Below are 17,291 nucleotides of genomic sequence, written 5' to 3' on the forward strand. Positions count from 1 at the left end.
CTTACTTCTTCTGTTCTTCCTTTTTCTCCTCTTTCTTTTCTTCCTTCTTCTCCTCCTTCTTCATGGTCTTTTTGTGAGCCTTCTTATGAACTTTCTTATGGGCTTTCTCTTCCTTCTTCTCCTGAGCGGGTTTTTCCTCTTTCTTTTCGGCGGGTGCTTGGGCTTCCGCGGCTATGGCCGCACCGGCAAAGGCTACCGTGAGCAGAGCTGCTAAAAACTTCTTCATGACTTTACCTCCTTAAAAGTATTGATGTATATAATTCTAAAAGCGTCAAAATGAAAAATTGATGAAACTTCAAAGTGCGGATTTTAGTATCACAAGAAAGAACTGATAGAGTATAGACACTATACCTATGAGGTAATATAGCTTGGTAGAGCTATCCAACCTTATCCTTGATATTAGAAAACCTAAAGTCATAAGCATAGGGGAGAGGGAAGCGTTTATAAAGTTGAGTATCCGATCCCTTTTTACGTTATCCTTTTTTCTTTCTACATTTACAAACTTCTCAAGGTTTATTGTGTACTTAGAAAAAGCTGTCAAATAAAATTTGTCCCCTTCTTTCACAAGTGCGCTTCCGTTTATAAAAATTATAGAGTCATCGCTCAGCTTTGCATCTTTTGCCATCACTAAGCTGTCATCTTTTTTGAAAAATACATCACTCAAATAATTGTCCTTTCGCTTATCTACGTAAAAAGTTACGTCCCCAAAAGTGGAAAAAGTTTTTTCTGGCATTGAGTAAAATACGCTTACGTAATACTTGTATGTTAAGTATCTTCTTACAAAGGATACGTCCTCTTCGCAAAGCATGAAAGAAGCAACAAGAAAGGATACAAATACTGGAATAAATCTTACAAGTACTTTTGAGTATGCGCGATAAGTGGATACACCAAAAGACTCTATTATGTGAAGCCTTTTACTCTCTTTCAATTCAAAGAAAATGACGGAGGAGCTTATGAGCATAGATGTAGGCATAAAGTAAAAGAGAGAGTAAGATATCCAAAGTACCAAAAAGGGTAGAGTTTCGCTCAAAGGAAGGGATAGGATCATTTTATCAATCCTAAGAAACTGAAAGAGCATAAAGGCAAGAGAGAATGCAAAACTGACAAGAATTGAGAGTTTAAACACCTTCCAAGCTAAAAAGCTCCACAGCATCAGTTTTTAAGTTTCTCTTTCAGCCTGTCTTCCTGTCCAGTTTCTCCTCTCTTTCCGGATTTTAAAAGTTCCATAGCTCTTTCGTAATACTTTCTGGCTTCATCTTTTCTGCCGAGCTTTACAAGTACATCACCTATGTGTTCATTTATTACGGGGTCTTCCTTTTCTTTCTCATAAGCTTTGTTCAACCACTCGTATGCACCTTTGTAATCTCCTTTGTAGTATAGTACCCAAGCATAGCTATCCATATAAGCGGGGTTATTTTTATCTTTTGATAGGGCTTCAAGTATGAGCTTTTCCGCTTCTTTTACCCTCGCAGGACCATACCAAAGAAGAAGCGAATATCCAAGATGGTTGAGAAGCTCCGGATCACCGGGATTTAGTTCAAGAGCTTTTTTGAGATCCCCTTCGGCGCTTATGATCTGACCAAGTCTATCGTAAACTATAGCTCTCAAAAAGTACCCCCTGTAATCTTTAGGATTCAGGTCTATAGCCGTGTTTATGTAATTAAGTGCCTGTTTTGACCTTCCCTCTTCATTTAAAAGGCTTCCCATCAAGAGGTTTAGCTGGTAGCTCTTTGGCTCTATGGAAAGACCTTTTTTGAGTACATCGTGTGCCTTTTGATACTCTTTACTATCTATGTATATGCCGGCGAGCCTTTCTATAACTTTTGTATTTGTCGGATCTTTTTGGTAGAGTTTCTCGTAGATATGACGCGCTTCATTTAACTTTTTCTCAATTTCCAAGACGAGACCGTATGTATAGGCTACCTCAAGATTGTCAGGATACTTGGAGTACAGCTCACTCAATACCTTTTCAGCCTGATCATACTTGGAACTTCTCATAAGCACGAGGGCATACTGATACGTGTAGTTCTCTTGAGGATAAAGCTCGGCGAGTTTACCATATATTTCCTGTGCGTCCTCCAGTCTGTTGGTGAGGACATACAGATTGGCAAGCCTTTCAAGGGCTATCTTGTTATCGGGTGAAACTTTGAGTACGTCTTTATATAGCTGTTCAGCTCTCGTATACTCTCCACTCTCTTCGTATATACTGCCCAGAGTTATAAATCCCGCTTCAAAGGATCTCTTTATCTGAAGGGACTTTTCTAAGTATCGTATTGCAAGCTCTTTGTTGCCTTCGGATAGGTATATTCTCGCAAGCATGTAGTAAGGCAAAGGATTATCCGGACTCTCTTTTGCGAGATTTTCAATAACAGCCTTTGCTTTGGAGTTTTCTCCCCTTCTGAGATACTCGTCCGCAAGAAAAAGCATGATCTCTTTTGATTTTGGTAGTACACGGTAAGCTTCCTCAAGCACTGAAAGTGCCTTATCGTATTGACCTATCATTGAATATACACTGTGCAGTGTAAGGTAAGACTCGTAATCTTTTGGATATAGACCCTTCATCCTCCTTGCTATCTCAAGAGCCTTCTCTTTCTTTTTGAGCTGGAGTTCAATTCTTACGGTATCCACAAAGAGGGTGGGAGTTGGGGATCTCTCCAAGGCTCTCATACAATAGCTTTCAGCTTTCTTAGGGTTTTCCTGCTGAAAGTACCTGCAGAAGAAATAATCGGTATAAGGGTTGTAAGCAAGAGCTGGTGCAAAAAGGAAAAGTATTAAAAAAAGATACCTCATTGAATACTCCTGTGTATAAGTATAGGGATCTCTGCCTTCCTGAGAACTTCCGAAGATGTGCTTCCCAAAAGGACTCTTTGAAGAGTGGAAAGTCCCCTGCTCCCCATAACTAAAAGGTCAACATCTTTATCACTTCTGAGGTAATCAAGTATGGCTTGAACTGGAGTTCCTTCCATTTTTTTTACTTGCGTATCAAATCCCTCCTCTTTAGCTTTGTTCTTGAGCTTTGCAAGGTATTTTTCTTTCTCTTCTCTGTAGCGCTCGCTTATCACGTCCTTTATGTTTGTTACCACAGGTAGCTCTATGGTTTCTTCCACGTGAAGGATCGTTATGCTGGGTCTGAAGGGTTTTAAAAGCTTTAAAGAAAAGTCAAATGCCTCGTCGGCGTATTTGGAAAGGTCATGAGCTATGACTACCTTTTTGAAGCTTTCTATTTCTTTGCCCTTGATTACAAGAAGGGGTTTTTTTGTGTACCTTGCTACCTTCTCAGCAGTTGAGCCTACAAGTATTTTCTCTACAAGACCTTTCCTATGGCTTCCCATCAAGATGAGATCAAAGAGATCCTCCCTTTCAAGGATGGTTTCAGCGGGATCACCTATATCAACCGCAAGTTCTACAGACAGGGGTTTTAAAAAGTCCGCAAGACCGGAAAGTTTTTGCATAGCTTCTTCTTCCTTCTTCTTTTCAAGGTCAGAGAGAAGCTCAAGATCTACGACACTCATACCAAAACTTTCAGGATAAGGCAGGTAAAGTATTGGTGATACTACGTGAAGGAGAGTTACCTTAGCTTGATGAGTTTGCGCTATGTTTTTTGCTAACCTGATGATCTGATTTGTTATCTCTGTAAAGTCTACCGGCACAAGTAACTTCATAGTATCTTCACTCATGTTATAAACCCTCTAAATTAGATTTTACCGCATCTTCTATATAAGGGTAAGATCCTTGTGTACCTGCAAGTACGTCAGTTCCCAAAGATAGCCCTTTTGTGAGAAAAACTTTTCCGCCCGCCTCCTTTACTATGAGTGTACCTGCGCATATATCCCAAGGGTTTAGCTCAAACTCCACAAGCCCATCAAACACTCCTTCAGCAACAAAGCACAGATCCACAGCTGCGGCTCCAGGTCTCCTCATAGCTCCTGCTTTATCAAAAAGCTCTCTGAATATCCTCCAGTAGATGTTGAGATCCCTCTTTGCCCTCGAAGGAAAGCCGTAAGCAATGAAGAACTGTTTTACATGCGTTCTTTGGCTCACCGTTATTCTTTTACCGTTTTTGTATGCACCTCCATTTTTAAAAGCCCAGTAAAGTGCATCAAAATGAGGAAGATAAACAGCCCCCACTATGGGTTCTCTGCGATAAGTTAAGCCTACTGATACTCCAAAGATGGGAAAACCCGCTATGTAGTTTTTTGTACCGTCAAGGGGATCTATGTACCATACATAATCGTTGCTGTCAGCCCCACCTTCCTCTTCCCCTACTATGTCGTGATCCGGAAAGTTTAACCTTATGTACCTTCTTATTCTCTCTTCGGAGCTTTTGTCCACAATGCTCACCACATCTTTCTCTGACTTTTCTTCCACATCCTTTTGAGAAAGCTTTCCGAAGTGTTCCTTCAGCACTAAACCGCCTATGAGAGCTGATTCTTTGGCAACTTTGAGAAAAGTTTCTAAGTTTTCCATAGGGTTTAAAAAAGTATATCACATAAGCCTCAAAAAAGGTATCTCACTCAGCGTGGGATGGGGGATAGGAAGCCTTGACATCAGATTGAGATCCAGCTCAGCGTGAAGGGAAACCGTAATGCTTGATATCACTTCTCCCGCACCCTTTGAGAGTATCTCGCATCCTATGAGAAAGCCCTTACTATCAAAGTAAAGAAAACACATACCATCTTCCGAATGGTGTATGTGAGAAGATGCAAACGCTCTAAGACTAACACTCTTTTCGGTATATCTTATTCCCCTTTTTTCAAGATCTACTTTAGTTAGTCCCACCTTAGCATAGGAGAGGGGTAAAGTGTACAGCACGTAAGGTACATCTTCTGGTTTTATGTAAAAGCCTTTCTCTCCGAGTATCCTCTTGCTAACGCTTATGGATTGTAGTCTCGCAGCGTGAGCAGTTTGAGAAAGTCCGTTTACATCACCTACTGCATAGTGATCCCTTATTGAAGCCTCGTAATGCGCATCAACGATAATATGACCGTACTCATCTTTTTGTAACAGATTCCCCACGTACTCGGAATTGGGAATCCTCTTTTTAACGAGAAGCGTAGTATTTTCAACTTCCTTTTTAAAGTCTCTGGAAGTATACAAACTTATCCCTAAAGAATCAAGATTCTTAAGTAATCTGTTTTTTATACTCGGATGTGAGAAGCTAAGAGGATCATCAAAGTAAAGTCTCACCTGAGAACCAAGTATGGCAAAAAAGGTAGCAAACTCAAAAGCGATCGGATCATCTCCTACTATGTCAAGTTTTTCTGGAAGGCTATCTAAGTTAAGTATGTGATCCGTGGTTAATACCTTTCTACCGTCAGGATCAATGCCAAAGCCGGACGCTTGTCTCTTACCTGTATTTATTATTATGTACCTACCTTTTATATACCTTTCTCCAACACTTACCGTGTATTTATCCGTAAGCCTTCCTTCACCGTAAAGTAAATCTATGCCTTTTAGGAGCTTCTCTATATCATCCCTAAGCCTTTTTCTAAGTTTGTCCTTATGCTCCACAAGGCTTTTAAGTTTTAGATTTCCATCCTTCCAATCTATGAGTCTTGACATTTTCATATCGTACAATTTTTGAGCCTCAAATAGATAAAGCTTTGTAGGTATGCATCCATAATGGAGACATACACCACCTAAGTTTTCCCTTTCTTTTTCCACTATGGCTACCTTTAGTCCTCTGTTTCTGAGAAGCTCAGCACCGGTATAAGCCAGCCCTCCACCTAGTATAATCACATCGTAATCAAACATTTATAGATCCTTCTTTAAAGACTTCAGGTAATTTTTGTCAAGTACCTTCTCCTTCAGGTACTTTACGAATAGAGCTCCGTGAGTACCGTTGACCGCTCTGTGATCAAAGGTGAAGTTTACACTTGCCCTGCCGTCTTCACCGAGCGCGCCAACCGACATTATACACACCTGACCGTAGGGTATGACCGCGTCAAAGGAGGTTATTCCGAACATACCCATATTGGATAAGGTGAGTGTTCCACTTTTTAAGTCTTCTAAGGTGAGCCTACCAGTCTGCGCCTTTTCTTTAAGTTCTTTCACCTCCTTAGCTATATCGGGAAGATTTTTTCTGTTTACCTTTTTTACGATTGGGGCATAAAGCTCGTCACCTATGGATATTGCAACTCCAACATTCGCATTAGGCATTATAAGGTAGTGATCTTCTTCAACTGTAGCTCTCAACCTATCAAAGTACATCATCGCATCACCTACGATCTTTACAAGCCAGTGTGTTAGGGTGATGTCTTTGTCCCAAGGTATTAAAGACAGATCAAAGGTTTCGTATATTCTAAAGTGTGGGTGTTGTATGCTCTTAGTAAGATTAGCTATTAGACTCCTTTGAACGCTTGATATGGGTACTTTTTTGGGTATATCAAACTCCTCAATGTATTCCGAAAGCATATCCTCGTTTATCTTTTCACCCTTAAAAAACTCTACGAGCTTTTCTGGATCTATAGGGTAATCTTTCAAAGTCTCAAGTGCTTTGGGTGTAAAGTATCTCTCATTGAGGAGTTTTTTTATATCTTTTTCGTGCGCCGGTGAAGGTAGTTTCCCTTCCTTTTGAAGCTCTGATATATTTACTCCGTATTTAGAAGCTATAACCCTTGCATACGGAGATGCAAAACCGGGAGGAAGCTCTATCCTTCCTTCTGCTTTTATTTCCTCCCTCTTTTCTTCCACTTTTTCCGCAACTCTTTCTTCAGTTTTTATCTCCACAGGTTTTTCTACGGCAGGTCTCTTTTCAGTTAGTTCTATTATGGCTATAGGTGTTTTTACAGGTACTTCTTCACCTTCCTTTGTGATGATCTTTTTAATAATTCCACTTCTAAAAGATTGAAGCTCCATAACAGCCTTTTCAGCTTCTATCTCGGCTAAAACTTCTCCTTTCTCCACATAGTCACCTTCCTTTTTTATCCAACGCACTATTTTCCCTCTTTCCATAGTGTCAGAAAATTGAGGCATAACTACCTCATAATCCATGTCTCTTCCCCCATTGGAGTATCTGGTGGTATATACTTTCCGGTGTAGGTATGGCTAAGAGCTCAAGTTTCCTGCTATAGGGTATGGGAACTTCCTCCCCTGCTATCCTCAAAGGTGGAGCATCCAAAAAGTAAAACATCTCTTCGCTAACTCTGGCTGAAATTTCTGCACCCAGTCCGAGACTTTTTGGTGCTTCGTAAACAATGACAAGTCTCCTTGTATTCTTCACTGAGTTATATATGGTTTCAAAATCTATAGGTCTCAGAGAGAGAAGATCTATAACTTGACACGATATATCTTCTCTTTCTTTTAAGTACTCGCAAGCTTTTAAAACATCATGAACCATTTTAAGGTAAGACACTACAGTTATGTCTTTGCCTTCCCTTAAAACCCTCGCCTTAAAAGGGTCAAAGTTCTTCACGTACTCAAATTCAAAATCCATAGGATAAAGGAGTGTGTGTTCGAGAAGTATAACTGGATCGTCAAGCTTTATAGCGTAAAGTGTTATGTGATAGGCGCTTGTTGCATCGGAAGAGCAAAAGACATAAATGCCGGGAACAGATGCGAACATGTGTTCCAGACTCTGAGAATGTTGAGCTGCGAGCTGTTTACCAACCCCTTGAGGCATTCGTACTACGAGCGGTAAGGCTATCTTCCCACCACTCATATACCTGAGTTTGGACATGTTGTTTACTATCTGATCCATGGCAAGCATAGAGAAGTTCGCCGTCATGATCTCCGCAACGGGTCTTAATCCCATCATCGCCATGCCTATGGCTGTCCCTACTATGGAGTTTTCCGCTATAGGTGTGTCTATTACCCTCCTTTGTCCGTACTTAGCAAAGAGTCCATCCGTTACTTTGTAGTTACCTCCGTAAAAACCCACATCCTCCCCAAGTATAACTACCCTCGGATCTGTCTCCATGGCATGGTCAAGAGCTAAGTTTATGGCATCACGGTATAACATCCGCACAAACTCCACAGTATATATCTTTGTATAGCTCTTCAAGTTCAGGTTCGGGCGAGCTGAGAGCAAACTCCACAGCTTCCTCTATTATCTGGGATACTCTCTCATCCATCAGTCTTATCTGCTCTTCCGTGAGCCATCCCGTTTTTAAGGCTCTTATTTTCAGGTTCTCTATGGGATCTTTTTTTCTATATGTTTCCATCTCTCTCGGGGATCTGTAGTCACCTTTGTCAGCCATAGAGTGTCCTTCGTATCTGTAGGTGATAGCTTCTATAAAGTAGGGTTTACCATACTCCTCCAAGTACTTTTTTGCACCGACGACAGCATCGTAAACCGCAAAAACATCCATACCGTCTACTTGTACAGCTGGCATGTAATCTTTCGCTTTCAGGTATATGTCTTTGAAGGCTGAAACTCTATCTATCCTTGTACCTATTGCGTAGAAGTTATTTTCGCATAAAAAAAGGACAGGTACTTCCCAAACAACCGCGAGATTTATAGACTCAAAAAAGCTTCCTCCGTTTGTAGCTCCGTCACCAAAGATGGCAAGAACTCCCGCTCTTTCCCCCATATACTTTCTGGCATAAGCCGCTCCTACCGCGTGGGGCAGGTGAGCGCCTACTATGGCATTCCCTCCGTAAAAGTCAAGTTTTGGCTCGTAAAGGTGCATAGAACCACCCTTACCTTTTGAAACACCTGTCACCTTACCGAAAAGCTCAGCCATTATGAGTTTGGGATCCATACCCCTTGCAAGAGCAAGCACATGCTCTCTGTAAGGGCAAAAGAGGTCCCCTTTGCCAAAACCAAAAACCGCACCTACGCTGACCGCTTCCTGTCCTATGTCAAGATGCAAAAATCCGCCTATGTTCCCCTTCATGTATTCTTCCTTCGCCCTCATTTCCAGCTCCCTACCCAATCTCATATAAAAGTAAAACTTTTCAGCCAGACTTTGACTCATCACATTCCCCCAAATTAATTATCATACAGTTTTTAAAAGAACTCAAGCTCGGGATTTACTGGAATGGTACCGTACCTTGCCCCTTCCACTATCGCCTTCCTGCCAACTACTTTTACCCTACCTTCGCATATCCATCTTACTGCTTGAGGAAGGATTCTGTGTTCGTATGAAAGTATGCGGTGTGATAGAGAGTCCTCCGTATCTTCCGGAAGTACAGGTACACAAGCCTGAACTATTACTGGTCCGCTGTCTAACTCCTCAGTCACAAAATGAACTGTACAACCCGTTATCTTAGAGCCGAATTCTAAAGCTTGTCTTTGGGCATTCTTTCCCAAAAAGGCGGGCGTAAGAGAAGGGTGTATGTTTATGATCTTCATAGGGAAAGCTCTTATAAAGTAGGGAGACAAAATGCGCATAAAACCTGCAAGTACAATGAGATCAACACCTACCTCTTCCAACCTTCTGAGCATCTCCTCTTCAAAAGATTCCGTAGTATCAAAATCCCTCCTCCTTACTATTGTATAAGGTATGTTGTGCGCCTTGCACCTCTCTATAGCGTAAGCTCCAGATCTATCAGATATCACCATGTTTATACTGCAATGAAGTTTGCCAGAGCTTATTGCGTCTATGAGAGCTTGTAGGTTAGACCCCCTACCTGACACGAGTATACCTAATTTCATGTTATGATAGTATATCCGAATATGTGCACAGAAGGAGGCTTAGTATGAATGTGGAATTCATAGGAAAGGGTGTTGACTGGACTGATGCTATGAAAAGTTTTGTGGAAGGTAAGCTTGAAAGGCTATCAAGGTTTTTAAAGGAAGCTGAGGAGGATCAGGTCGAAGTTGTGGTTACCCTTTCCAGCACCAGAGCAAAACAGAAAGATTTTGCAGGTGACAGTAGACCTACCCTGTACAGAATAGATATAGACATCTACCTGAAGACTTGGGGAGGTGGTAGCGTTCACGCCTGGGAAGAAGACATAGATGTATTTTCCGCGCTTGACAGGGTTATGGATGAGGTAGAGAGACAGATCATAAAGTTAAAGCAGCGCAGACACGAGATAAGGAGAAGGGGAGCAAAAATGAAAGAGGAGATCTTAGCTGCGGAGGTGATCCCTTCCGAAGAGAGAGAACTTCCACCGATAATTGAGGAGGACCTCGTTATTGAAAAACCTATGAGCCTTGAGGATGCTTTGTTTGAGCTTAAGGATACAGGTGTATACTTCCTACCTTTTGTGGATGTGGAGACAGGAACTTTGAAGATCTTATACAGAAAAAGGGGAGGGAACTTTGGTGTTATAAACACCAAATGTAAGGTGATGTGAGCTTTTACGGGCAGACTTCCTTCTCTTCTACCTTTACCAGCTTACCATCCTGATAGTATCTTGTCTTTACTATCTTGCAATCTCCCCTTGAGGCTACAGGTTCGGCATAAACTTTCTCCCTTCCATCTTCGGACCTATATTCAACAGGTCTATTGTTTACAGCTGCTTCCCTTGCAGCCCTTGCAGCTATTTCTGTTATGGTTCCTCCAAGAACGGCACCGAGAACACCTCCTATGACGGCTCCTCTCCACCTGTTATTCTTATCTATGAGTGCGCCCGCTATCGCACCGCCTGCAGCACCTACACCTGCACCCTGATAAGTCCTTTCAGATGTTACCTGACCACAGCTCACGAGAAATATAACCGGTATCATGAACAAGGCTACTTTATTCATGCTAAACCTCCTTAGTTATTTAAGAGTATAACCCCTTGAGGATAAAAATTCCATGAAAATTTTGAGGGATCGCAAACCATCTTCATGAAGTCCGTTGTAGAGACACTTAGTGAAGTATGTTAAAAGCTCGTCGTACCTAAAACCGTCAACCTCTATCTTTCCATCAAAGAGATCTTTGTAAAAGGCTTCCATGGATATTTTACAGAGTTCTTCTATTCTCTCAGAAAGCCAAGAAGGAGCATCCTTTCTGACTGTGAAGAGTGCAAAGACAAATGGGAGTTTATGTATCCTATACCATTCCTCCGCAAGGTCATAAATGTAGATGTATCTTCCAGCTTTCTTTTCAAAAAGTGCCTCATCTCCTATGAGGAGAAGGCAATCAGCCTCCTTTCTATCTTCCGTATAGATGGGTTTGAGGCGGTAAACCTCCTCAAGTATGTACACGCTCAAGTATCTTGATGTTACGGAATTTGGTGTGAGATAAACCTTCTTGACCTTATCTATTGGGACTTTTGAAAAGAACAACACAGAGCATACCCTTTCTCTTGAAGATATAGAAACATTCGGCACGTAAGTGTACAGATCCATGTTTATAAGGTATTCAGCGGAAGATACTATTCCCGCGTGTATACTTCCCTTTCTGAGCATGCGCACCAGATTAGAGGGATGCCCGCTGACAAGTTCCAGCTTAGGATCTTCCCACTTATAAAAGAGTGGCATGGTATTCAGATAAGAAACTTTACCTATCCTTATCACAACCTTTGGGACATCTCTATGAATTTTCTTAGTTTTTCATAAGCTTTACCGCTATGTATAGACTCTATCGCAAGCTCCAAAGCCATTTTCCTGTCCTGGGTAATGCCCGAAACCATGATTCCAAACATGGAGTTTAAAAGCACCGTATAGTAAGCGGGTGACTCCTCACCCTTTAGCACGGATATAGCCACCTTTGAAGCCTCTTCTACGTTTGAAACGCATATAGAACTCAGTGGATACCTTTTAAAACCTACCTCCTCAGGTGAAAACTCATACACAATAACTTCATCATCTTTGAGCTCTGCCACTTTCGTTGGGGATGATATGGAAACTTCGTCTGTACCATCTTTGCCATGCACTACCACCGCGATTAAAGAGCCAAGACCCTTAAGAGCGTGAGCTATCTTATCTACCAGCTTTTCAGAAAAAACTCCCAGGAGCTGCCTTTTTGCGCCTGCTGGGTTTGAGAGGGGACCTACGAGATTAAAGAGCGATCTGACCCCGACTTCCTTTCTGGGTCCCAACACTCTCTTCATGGCAGGGTGAAACAGAGGTGCAAACATAAAGCCTATGCCAAGCTCCTCAATCATTAAGGCTACCTTATCGGGAGCTAAGTCTATCTTTGCACCGAGGTGTTCAAGCAGATCTGCACTTCCGCTTTTTGAAGATACAGATCTGTTGCCATGTTTAGCAACCTTCACCCCCGCACCAGCAAGTACAAAGGCTGTGACTGTTGAAACATTAAATGTTCCTTGTCTGTCCCCACCTGTCCCGCAGGTGTCTACAAGCCTGTCTGCGTAAGAAACGTTTATCTTAGTAGCCAACTGTCTGAAAAGTTCAGCGGTTCCCTCTATCTCCTCAACACTTTCACCTTTCATCTTCATACCCATGATAAAGGCACCTATTTGAGCGTCGGTGGCTCTTCCCTCCACTATTTCTTTTATAGCTGTTTTTACCTCTTCCTTTGTCAAGTTTTCAAACTCGGATATCTTGCTAAGTATCTCTCTCATATCTAAGGTGGCGGAGCCGACGGGATTTGAACCCGCGCCCTTCGGCTTGACAGGCCGACGTTCTGACCGGGCTGAACTACGGCTCCTTCCTATTTTTATTATATCACCTTTCTTTCATCTGTGGAAGAGTTTTAAAAGTACGTAGAGGGATGACATACCAAAACCCAAAACACTCAAGAAGAAGAGAAAAGGTCTTGCTCTTTCAAGAAGATCTTCTTTACCTTCTGCATACTCTAAAGCCTTTTTGACATCCTTAACATTAAAAACCACACCGTAGAGGTACTTCTTTACAGTCATATCGGGTGATACGAATACTATGAGGTTAGGGTGAACAAAATCTCTGCTTTCTGGTAAACTCATAAACCTGAAGTCTATAGCATCCATGAGTTTAAAGAGATCCTCTGGATTATCAGCCATCACAACTTTCCAGCCTACACCATCTATACTATGCTCTTTTTGAAATCTCCGAAGGTCTTTAAGGCTATCCTTCGGATCAAAGGTAAGGCTCAGAACCCAAAAATCCTGTCCGGGTCTGCCAAGCTTATAAACTACCTTCCTTAGGGAATCTGTTATTATAGGGCACGCTGAACTGCAGTGTGTGTATATGGGACTCAAAATTATCGGTTTTCCTTTAAGCTGGTAAAGTTCAAAGATATTTCCGGAAGAATCCATAAGTTTAACGTTGGGCAGATGAGTTCCTATCGTCTTTGATTCATTTGGAGGTATGCCCGTACCTTGCGAGTGCGCCAAAGCAAAAAATAAAAGGAGGGGGAAAAATCCCCCAAGCAAAAGGCGCACGAGGGAACGCATATCACTTAGCCTGTGCGGTAGGTTTTTCCTCCTGTTTTGCACTTTGAGGTTTCGTTATGGGAACCGGGTTTTTATCATTGTAACCTGGGGAATCAAAGAATACACCCCTCTTGGTAACATCATAAAGAGGTGGTATGTAAGATATCACAAAGAGCAATATACTGAAGGCAAACCAGGGAGTGAGACGATTGAGAGCTGGAGCTTTTTCATCATGTAGAGCTTCTGCGGTAGGGAACTCAAGGGTATCTTCTCTTACCTTTGGAGAAAGCAAAGTACCGAAGAAGGATAACGCCCAGAAGATAAATCCGAGTACTATTATGAAGGCTGCAAAGGCAGAAAGTTCCGCATAGCCCACCCATTCGGGTCTGTAAAGGGGTGAGTCAGGATTGAGGTAAGATATGCCTGCATTAGTTCTTCTGGGAAATCCGTGAAGACCTGCAACAGACATAGCATACTCAAAAATGAGCATTCCCTGCCACCATAGCCATGGAGCAAGCACCGCAAGACCTTTAAACCTTATCTCTCTTCCCATGAGTTTGGAGATCAGGTACAGGGATATACCTAAAAGGGAAAGAGTCACAAGTCCACCCACCGTTGTGTGAAAGTGTCCGGGAACAAAGCTTGTATTGTGTACCACAAGATTCACGTTGTAAGAGGCATTGACTATACCCGTTATACCTCCTACGAAAAAGAGGAAGAGTCCAGCCATAAAGTAAGATACGAGCCATTTGTCACCTTCTAAGCTTATGTAAGGTATCTTAGTCCACCAATAAAAGAGAGAGTTTTTCACCTCAGGATACTTGGACTTTATAGAATACTCAAGGGATGCAGCCACTGTAAAGGCTGTCAGAATGCTCGGAACAGCCACACCAAAGGTGAATAGGGCTTGAATGAGTTTGTAATTGTTGGTTACAGCAGGCTCGGTAAATTGATGGTGGAGACCTACTGGGAAGGAGAATATGATAAAAAGTATGAAGGCAAATCTGGCTGCACTGTCTGAGTAGAGCTTTCCTTCACCCGTCACTATCTTCGGTAGTATGGTGTAAAGCATAGTATATGCAGGCAAAAGCCAAAAGTAAACGAGTGGGTGACCAAAAGCCCAAAAGAGCGTTCTACTGAGAGATGGATTCACCTCACTCACGAGTCCCAGGGACAGAGGAAGCATCTGAAAAACAACGGTTATAACAACAGGGACAAGCATTATAACCCACATGATATGATTTACAAAGACGCCGAAGACTGCAAGAGGTACCTTCTCTCCTGGATGTTCTCTCCTCCAAGATATGTAGTTAGGTGTCCAATCAAAAAAGAGGGGAACTATGGAACCTACGAGTAAAAGCGCCGCGCCTATGTAAAAGAGAGGATGAGCTACAAGAGGGAGGTAAAAGGTGTAAAGTACATTAGCCCTGCCCGCAAACATAGCCCACGCCGCCAGCAGAGTTCCTACAACCATCATGAGAAAACTCACCCACTGAACTGCAGGTCTGAGAGGCTTTTTAAGGTAATAGAGAAAGACAGCATTACCGAAGGCTACTATAACCATAGTGGTAAAAACAACAGCATTTATAACACCGTGAAGGGTAAGCCCCTGATAATACTCTATACCCAGAAAGGACATGTCCTTAATAATACCGGCTCTGTAAAGAGCTTGCATGAGTCCGTGATAGATACCAAAGATAAGGAGTAAGATAGGGAAGATGATCTCACCCAAAATAACCGTTTTTATGCTCCCTTCTACCTTCATTTCTGCTCACCTCCTTTTACCACTATTTTTGTGGTCATATCCTGATGCCCTATACCGCAGTATTCGTGGCAGACTATGTGATACACCCCCGGTTTGTCAAACTTAACCCTCGCGTAAGATACAGCACCCGGAACAGCCATAAGGTTAACGTTAGTTCCATCGATCTGAAAGCCGTGAATCACATCTCCACTCGTGAGATAAATGTCCACCGTAGAACCTGCTGGCACTTCTACGTCTGCAGGCTCAAAGTACCACATCTTAGCAAGGTAGTGGATCTCGTATCTGTCTGGTGCATGCTGAATCACCTGCCCTTGAGTGTAAGGTTTGATGTCCGTTATACACGTAGGTACGTCAATATTTAATCCTTTGGCAGCGTATACTATGAGAGCAAAGAAAAATCCCAGAAAAAATACTGCAGTGATGAATGCACCCTTCTCCGCCCTGTCCATGGTATCACCCCCTTGCAAGAAGCGTAAGGTAAATAGAGAGCCATACAAAGGCATAAAAGGCAAGCATAAACACCAGAAAGGCTACCGCACCTTTTGGAAAGAAATCCTCGTGTCCTTCCATGTGGCACCTCCTTTATCAATTCAGCTTATAAAACTATAAGCTGTACTTATAATAATATAAAAATTTTCTTATACTGTCAAGATTTACTATTTAGTAGCTAATCATTAATAGAGTTGTTTACTAATAAATCATATTTTAAAAGGAGAATGATAGGTTAAATGGGAAATTTGAGATCTTCCCAAGTTTTGTTTCCCTTTTTATATATGCTTTCTACTTTATTTAACCTTATGCGTCTGAGATCCTTGTATATACTGAAATCTTCTAAAAATCTCCAGAGGTGTTCACACGAATCGAAGTAAAGAAGTTCTTCACCTTCCCGTGCAACGCAGTAATCATCTTCTCTTTTAATGAAGGCACTACATACTGGACACCTCGTACCTTTGGGTGGAGGTGGGGGTGGTAAGAACTTTTTCTCTCTTTTTTCCATAAAGGCGTAAAAGGCTGTACCGAGTACTACAAGGAAGACTAAAGCTTCAAAAATAAAGGAATACTCTATTGGATATTTTTTTGAAAAGAAGTTTATAACCGATATAAAGATGCCAAGGAGCGTCACACCCGCTACAAAAAATATATATCTAACGGCAATGCCTTTAAAAACGAAGAGTAGGATGATACCAAAGCTAAGCATTTCAAAAAGTCTTGACACGATCATAAGTACATGCCCTATGCTAAACTGATCCATTATCGTTTCTCTTTTTCCGGAATTATATAAGGCACATTCTTTATGTTCTTGAGTCTATAAATAAAGTATTCCCTGTTCTTTTCAGAGAGTGCCATACCTAAAAAGCCAGCCATAAATCCGACTATTACAAAAAGAGCCAGAAGGATACCAATAAGCCTCTTCTTACCCTCTTCACCTATCATACCAAACCCATCTCCTTTTTGTGATTATAATTTAGCGTTTCTTGAGTTAAAAGCTTCTTTGATTGTTCCTTTTCACCATTTTTAGGAAGAAACTCCTCAAAGTTCATCTTTCTTCCTTCACTACAACAAACTTGCAGTGATCATAACCCGATGTGCTGCACTGAATTTCTCCACAGTTCCATTTTTCTCCGTAAACAGATTCAAAAGTGCCTGCAAAACCGCCCTGAAGAGGTATACACATAGGCTTCTTGCTATCTTGGCTTACCGCAAAAACGCTTCCCTTCACACTTATGGTTATTTCGTCCCCCTTCACCTCCCACTCTATAACTTCGGATACAGTGCCTGATTCTATGAGAAAAACCTCAAGGAGTTTTTTAAAGTCATCAAGTGGGATGTTCCTTAATCCGGCTATATCCTTTAACACATTTCCGGCCATAAGTCCTGCGCTTTTACCTGCCATATAAAGTAACCCGCCAAGACCCACTCCGGTAAACTTGAAAAGATTTTTGTAGAATTCCTGTACTGGTTCCTTTAGTACGACGAAGCCCCTTTCCCTCAGTGCAACCCTTGTCCTATAAAGTAGATCAAGTTCGTCCATATCCATGTTATACTCCTTTATAAAAAACTCCCCCAGAAGGGGGAGAAGGGTGCATCATCACACATGGGTGTGATATCCCTTGTAAAAGGCATAGGGATGCCAGTCGTCGGGAACTTCAACTGGAGTCTTTTTAAAGTTGTGTGGACCCACAGGAGTGTCAGTCATGGACCATTCAAGGGAAGGTGATTTCCATGGATTGTCCTCAGCTTTTGGACCCTTCAGGCTCTTTACCCAGTTTATCAGGGATACGAGTATACCTATACCTAATATAACCGCACCCACTGTCTGTATCTGGTTGAG

The 17,291-nt window shown here is 41.9% G+C and carries 21 protein-coding genes and 1 tRNA gene; 1 reads left to right on the top strand and 21 read right to left on the bottom strand.

The window, feature by feature from the left end:
• Position 1 precedes the first annotated feature (1 nt).
• The 10 genes from ABWK04_01200 to purN form a co-directional block, all read right to left on the bottom strand.
• On the bottom strand, positions 2-226 hold the full coding sequence (locus ABWK04_01200; GenBank protein ID MEZ0360502.1) for a hypothetical protein: 225 nt from the start codon (positions 224-226) through the stop codon (positions 2-4).
• Positions 227-295: 69 nt separating this feature from the next.
• Complete coding sequence (locus ABWK04_01205; protein MEZ0360503.1) at positions 296-1,153, bottom strand: LptF/LptG family permease; 858 nt, start codon at positions 1,151-1,153, stop codon at positions 296-298.
• On the bottom strand, positions 1,153-2,790 hold the full coding sequence (locus ABWK04_01210) for a tetratricopeptide repeat protein (GenBank protein ID MEZ0360504.1): 1,638 nt from the start codon (positions 2,788-2,790) through the stop codon (positions 1,153-1,155). Before ABWK04_01210 ends, ABWK04_01205 begins: the two co-directional genes overlap by 1 nt.
• Complete coding sequence (locus ABWK04_01215) at positions 2,787-3,677, bottom strand: universal stress protein (protein MEZ0360505.1); 891 nt, start codon at positions 3,675-3,677, stop codon at positions 2,787-2,789. Before ABWK04_01215 ends, ABWK04_01210 begins: the two co-directional genes overlap by 4 nt.
• A gap of 1 nt (position 3,678) precedes the next feature.
• Entirely contained in the window at positions 3,679-4,467 is a 789-nt protein-coding gene (locus tag ABWK04_01220) for an inositol monophosphatase family protein (GenBank protein MEZ0360506.1), read from the bottom strand.
• Positions 4,468-4,485: 18 nt separating this feature from the next.
• Positions 4,486-5,754: an NAD(P)/FAD-dependent oxidoreductase gene (locus ABWK04_01225; protein ID MEZ0360507.1), complete on the bottom strand. Its 1,269-nt coding sequence runs from the start codon at positions 5,752-5,754 to the stop codon at positions 4,486-4,488.
• The gene (locus ABWK04_01230) at positions 5,755-6,993 is read right to left on the bottom strand and encodes a dihydrolipoamide acetyltransferase family protein (protein ID MEZ0360508.1); all 1,239 of its coding nucleotides are present in this window, start codon (positions 6,991-6,993) and stop codon (positions 5,755-5,757) included. It lies immediately after the preceding gene.
• Positions 6,983-7,960: an alpha-ketoacid dehydrogenase subunit beta gene (locus ABWK04_01235; GenBank protein MEZ0360509.1), complete on the bottom strand. Its 978-nt coding sequence runs from the start codon at positions 7,958-7,960 to the stop codon at positions 6,983-6,985. The genes ABWK04_01230 and ABWK04_01235 overlap by 11 nt, the downstream gene beginning before the upstream one ends.
• A complete protein-coding gene (locus ABWK04_01240) occupies positions 7,947-8,918 on the bottom strand; it encodes a thiamine pyrophosphate-dependent enzyme (GenBank protein ID MEZ0360510.1) in 972 nt (323 codons plus the stop codon). Before ABWK04_01240 ends, ABWK04_01235 begins: the two co-directional genes overlap by 14 nt.
• A gap of 32 nt (positions 8,919-8,950) precedes the next feature.
• On the bottom strand, positions 8,951-9,598 hold the full coding sequence (purN, locus tag ABWK04_01245; GenBank protein ID MEZ0360511.1) for a phosphoribosylglycinamide formyltransferase: 648 nt from the start codon (positions 9,596-9,598) through the stop codon (positions 8,951-8,953).
• 44 nt (positions 9,599-9,642) lie between these two features.
• Here purN and raiA point away from each other — a divergent pair, with 44 nt between their 5' ends.
• Positions 9,643-10,245, top strand: a complete 603-nt coding sequence (gene raiA / locus ABWK04_01250) for a ribosome-associated translation inhibitor RaiA (GenBank protein MEZ0360512.1) — start codon at positions 9,643-9,645, stop codon at positions 10,243-10,245.
• Between the two features lie 4 nt (positions 10,246-10,249).
• On the opposite strand, the gene ABWK04_01255 is transcribed toward raiA, so the two are convergent.
• The 11 genes from ABWK04_01255 to ABWK04_01305 all read right to left on the bottom strand — a co-directional run.
• Positions 10,250-10,639, bottom strand: coding sequence for a YMGG-like glycine zipper-containing protein (locus tag ABWK04_01255; GenBank protein MEZ0360513.1), 390 nt, complete (start codon positions 10,637-10,639; stop codon positions 10,250-10,252).
• 15 nt (positions 10,640-10,654) lie between these two features.
• A complete protein-coding gene (locus ABWK04_01260; GenBank protein ID MEZ0360514.1) occupies positions 10,655-11,395 on the bottom strand; it encodes a menaquinone biosynthesis protein in 741 nt (246 codons plus the stop codon).
• Positions 11,392-12,405: an anthranilate phosphoribosyltransferase gene (gene trpD, locus ABWK04_01265; protein MEZ0360515.1), complete on the bottom strand. Its 1,014-nt coding sequence runs from the start codon at positions 12,403-12,405 to the stop codon at positions 11,392-11,394. Before trpD ends, ABWK04_01260 begins: the two co-directional genes overlap by 4 nt.
• An 8-nt stretch (positions 12,406-12,413) precedes the next feature.
• Positions 12,414-12,491, bottom strand: a tRNA-Asp gene (locus tag ABWK04_01270).
• A 28-nt stretch (positions 12,492-12,519) separates the two neighbouring features.
• A complete protein-coding gene (locus tag ABWK04_01275; GenBank protein MEZ0360516.1) occupies positions 12,520-13,215 on the bottom strand; it encodes an SCO family protein in 696 nt (231 codons plus the stop codon).
• A 1-nt stretch (position 13,216) separates the two neighbouring features.
• Positions 13,217-14,959, bottom strand: a complete 1,743-nt coding sequence (locus ABWK04_01280; protein MEZ0360517.1) for a cbb3-type cytochrome c oxidase subunit I — start codon at positions 14,957-14,959, stop codon at positions 13,217-13,219.
• Entirely contained in the window at positions 14,956-15,408 is a 453-nt protein-coding gene (locus tag ABWK04_01285; protein ID MEZ0360518.1) for a cytochrome c oxidase subunit II, read from the bottom strand. The genes ABWK04_01280 and ABWK04_01285 overlap by 4 nt, the downstream gene beginning before the upstream one ends.
• 275 nt (positions 15,409-15,683) lie before the next feature.
• Positions 15,684-16,211 carry a hypothetical protein gene (locus ABWK04_01290; protein MEZ0360519.1) on the bottom strand — a complete coding sequence of 176 codons (528 nt, stop codon included), beginning with the start codon at positions 16,209-16,211 and terminating at the stop codon, positions 15,684-15,686.
• The gene (locus ABWK04_01295) at positions 16,211-16,393 is read right to left on the bottom strand and encodes a hypothetical protein (GenBank protein ID MEZ0360520.1); all 183 of its coding nucleotides are present in this window, start codon (positions 16,391-16,393) and stop codon (positions 16,211-16,213) included. Before ABWK04_01295 ends, ABWK04_01290 begins: the two co-directional genes overlap by 1 nt.
• A gap of 103 nt (positions 16,394-16,496) precedes the next feature.
• Entirely contained in the window at positions 16,497-16,997 is a 501-nt protein-coding gene (locus ABWK04_01300) for a V4R domain-containing protein (protein ID MEZ0360521.1), read from the bottom strand.
• Positions 16,998-17,048: 51 nt separating this feature from the next.
• A partial coding sequence (locus ABWK04_01305) for a cytochrome C oxidase subunit I (GenBank protein ID MEZ0360522.1) occupies positions 17,049-17,291 on the bottom strand: 243 nt, incomplete at its 5' end.

The organism is Hydrogenobacter sp. (assembly GCA_041287335.1).
Taxonomy (GTDB): Bacteria; Aquificota; Aquificia; order Aquificales; family Aquificaceae; genus Hydrogenobacter.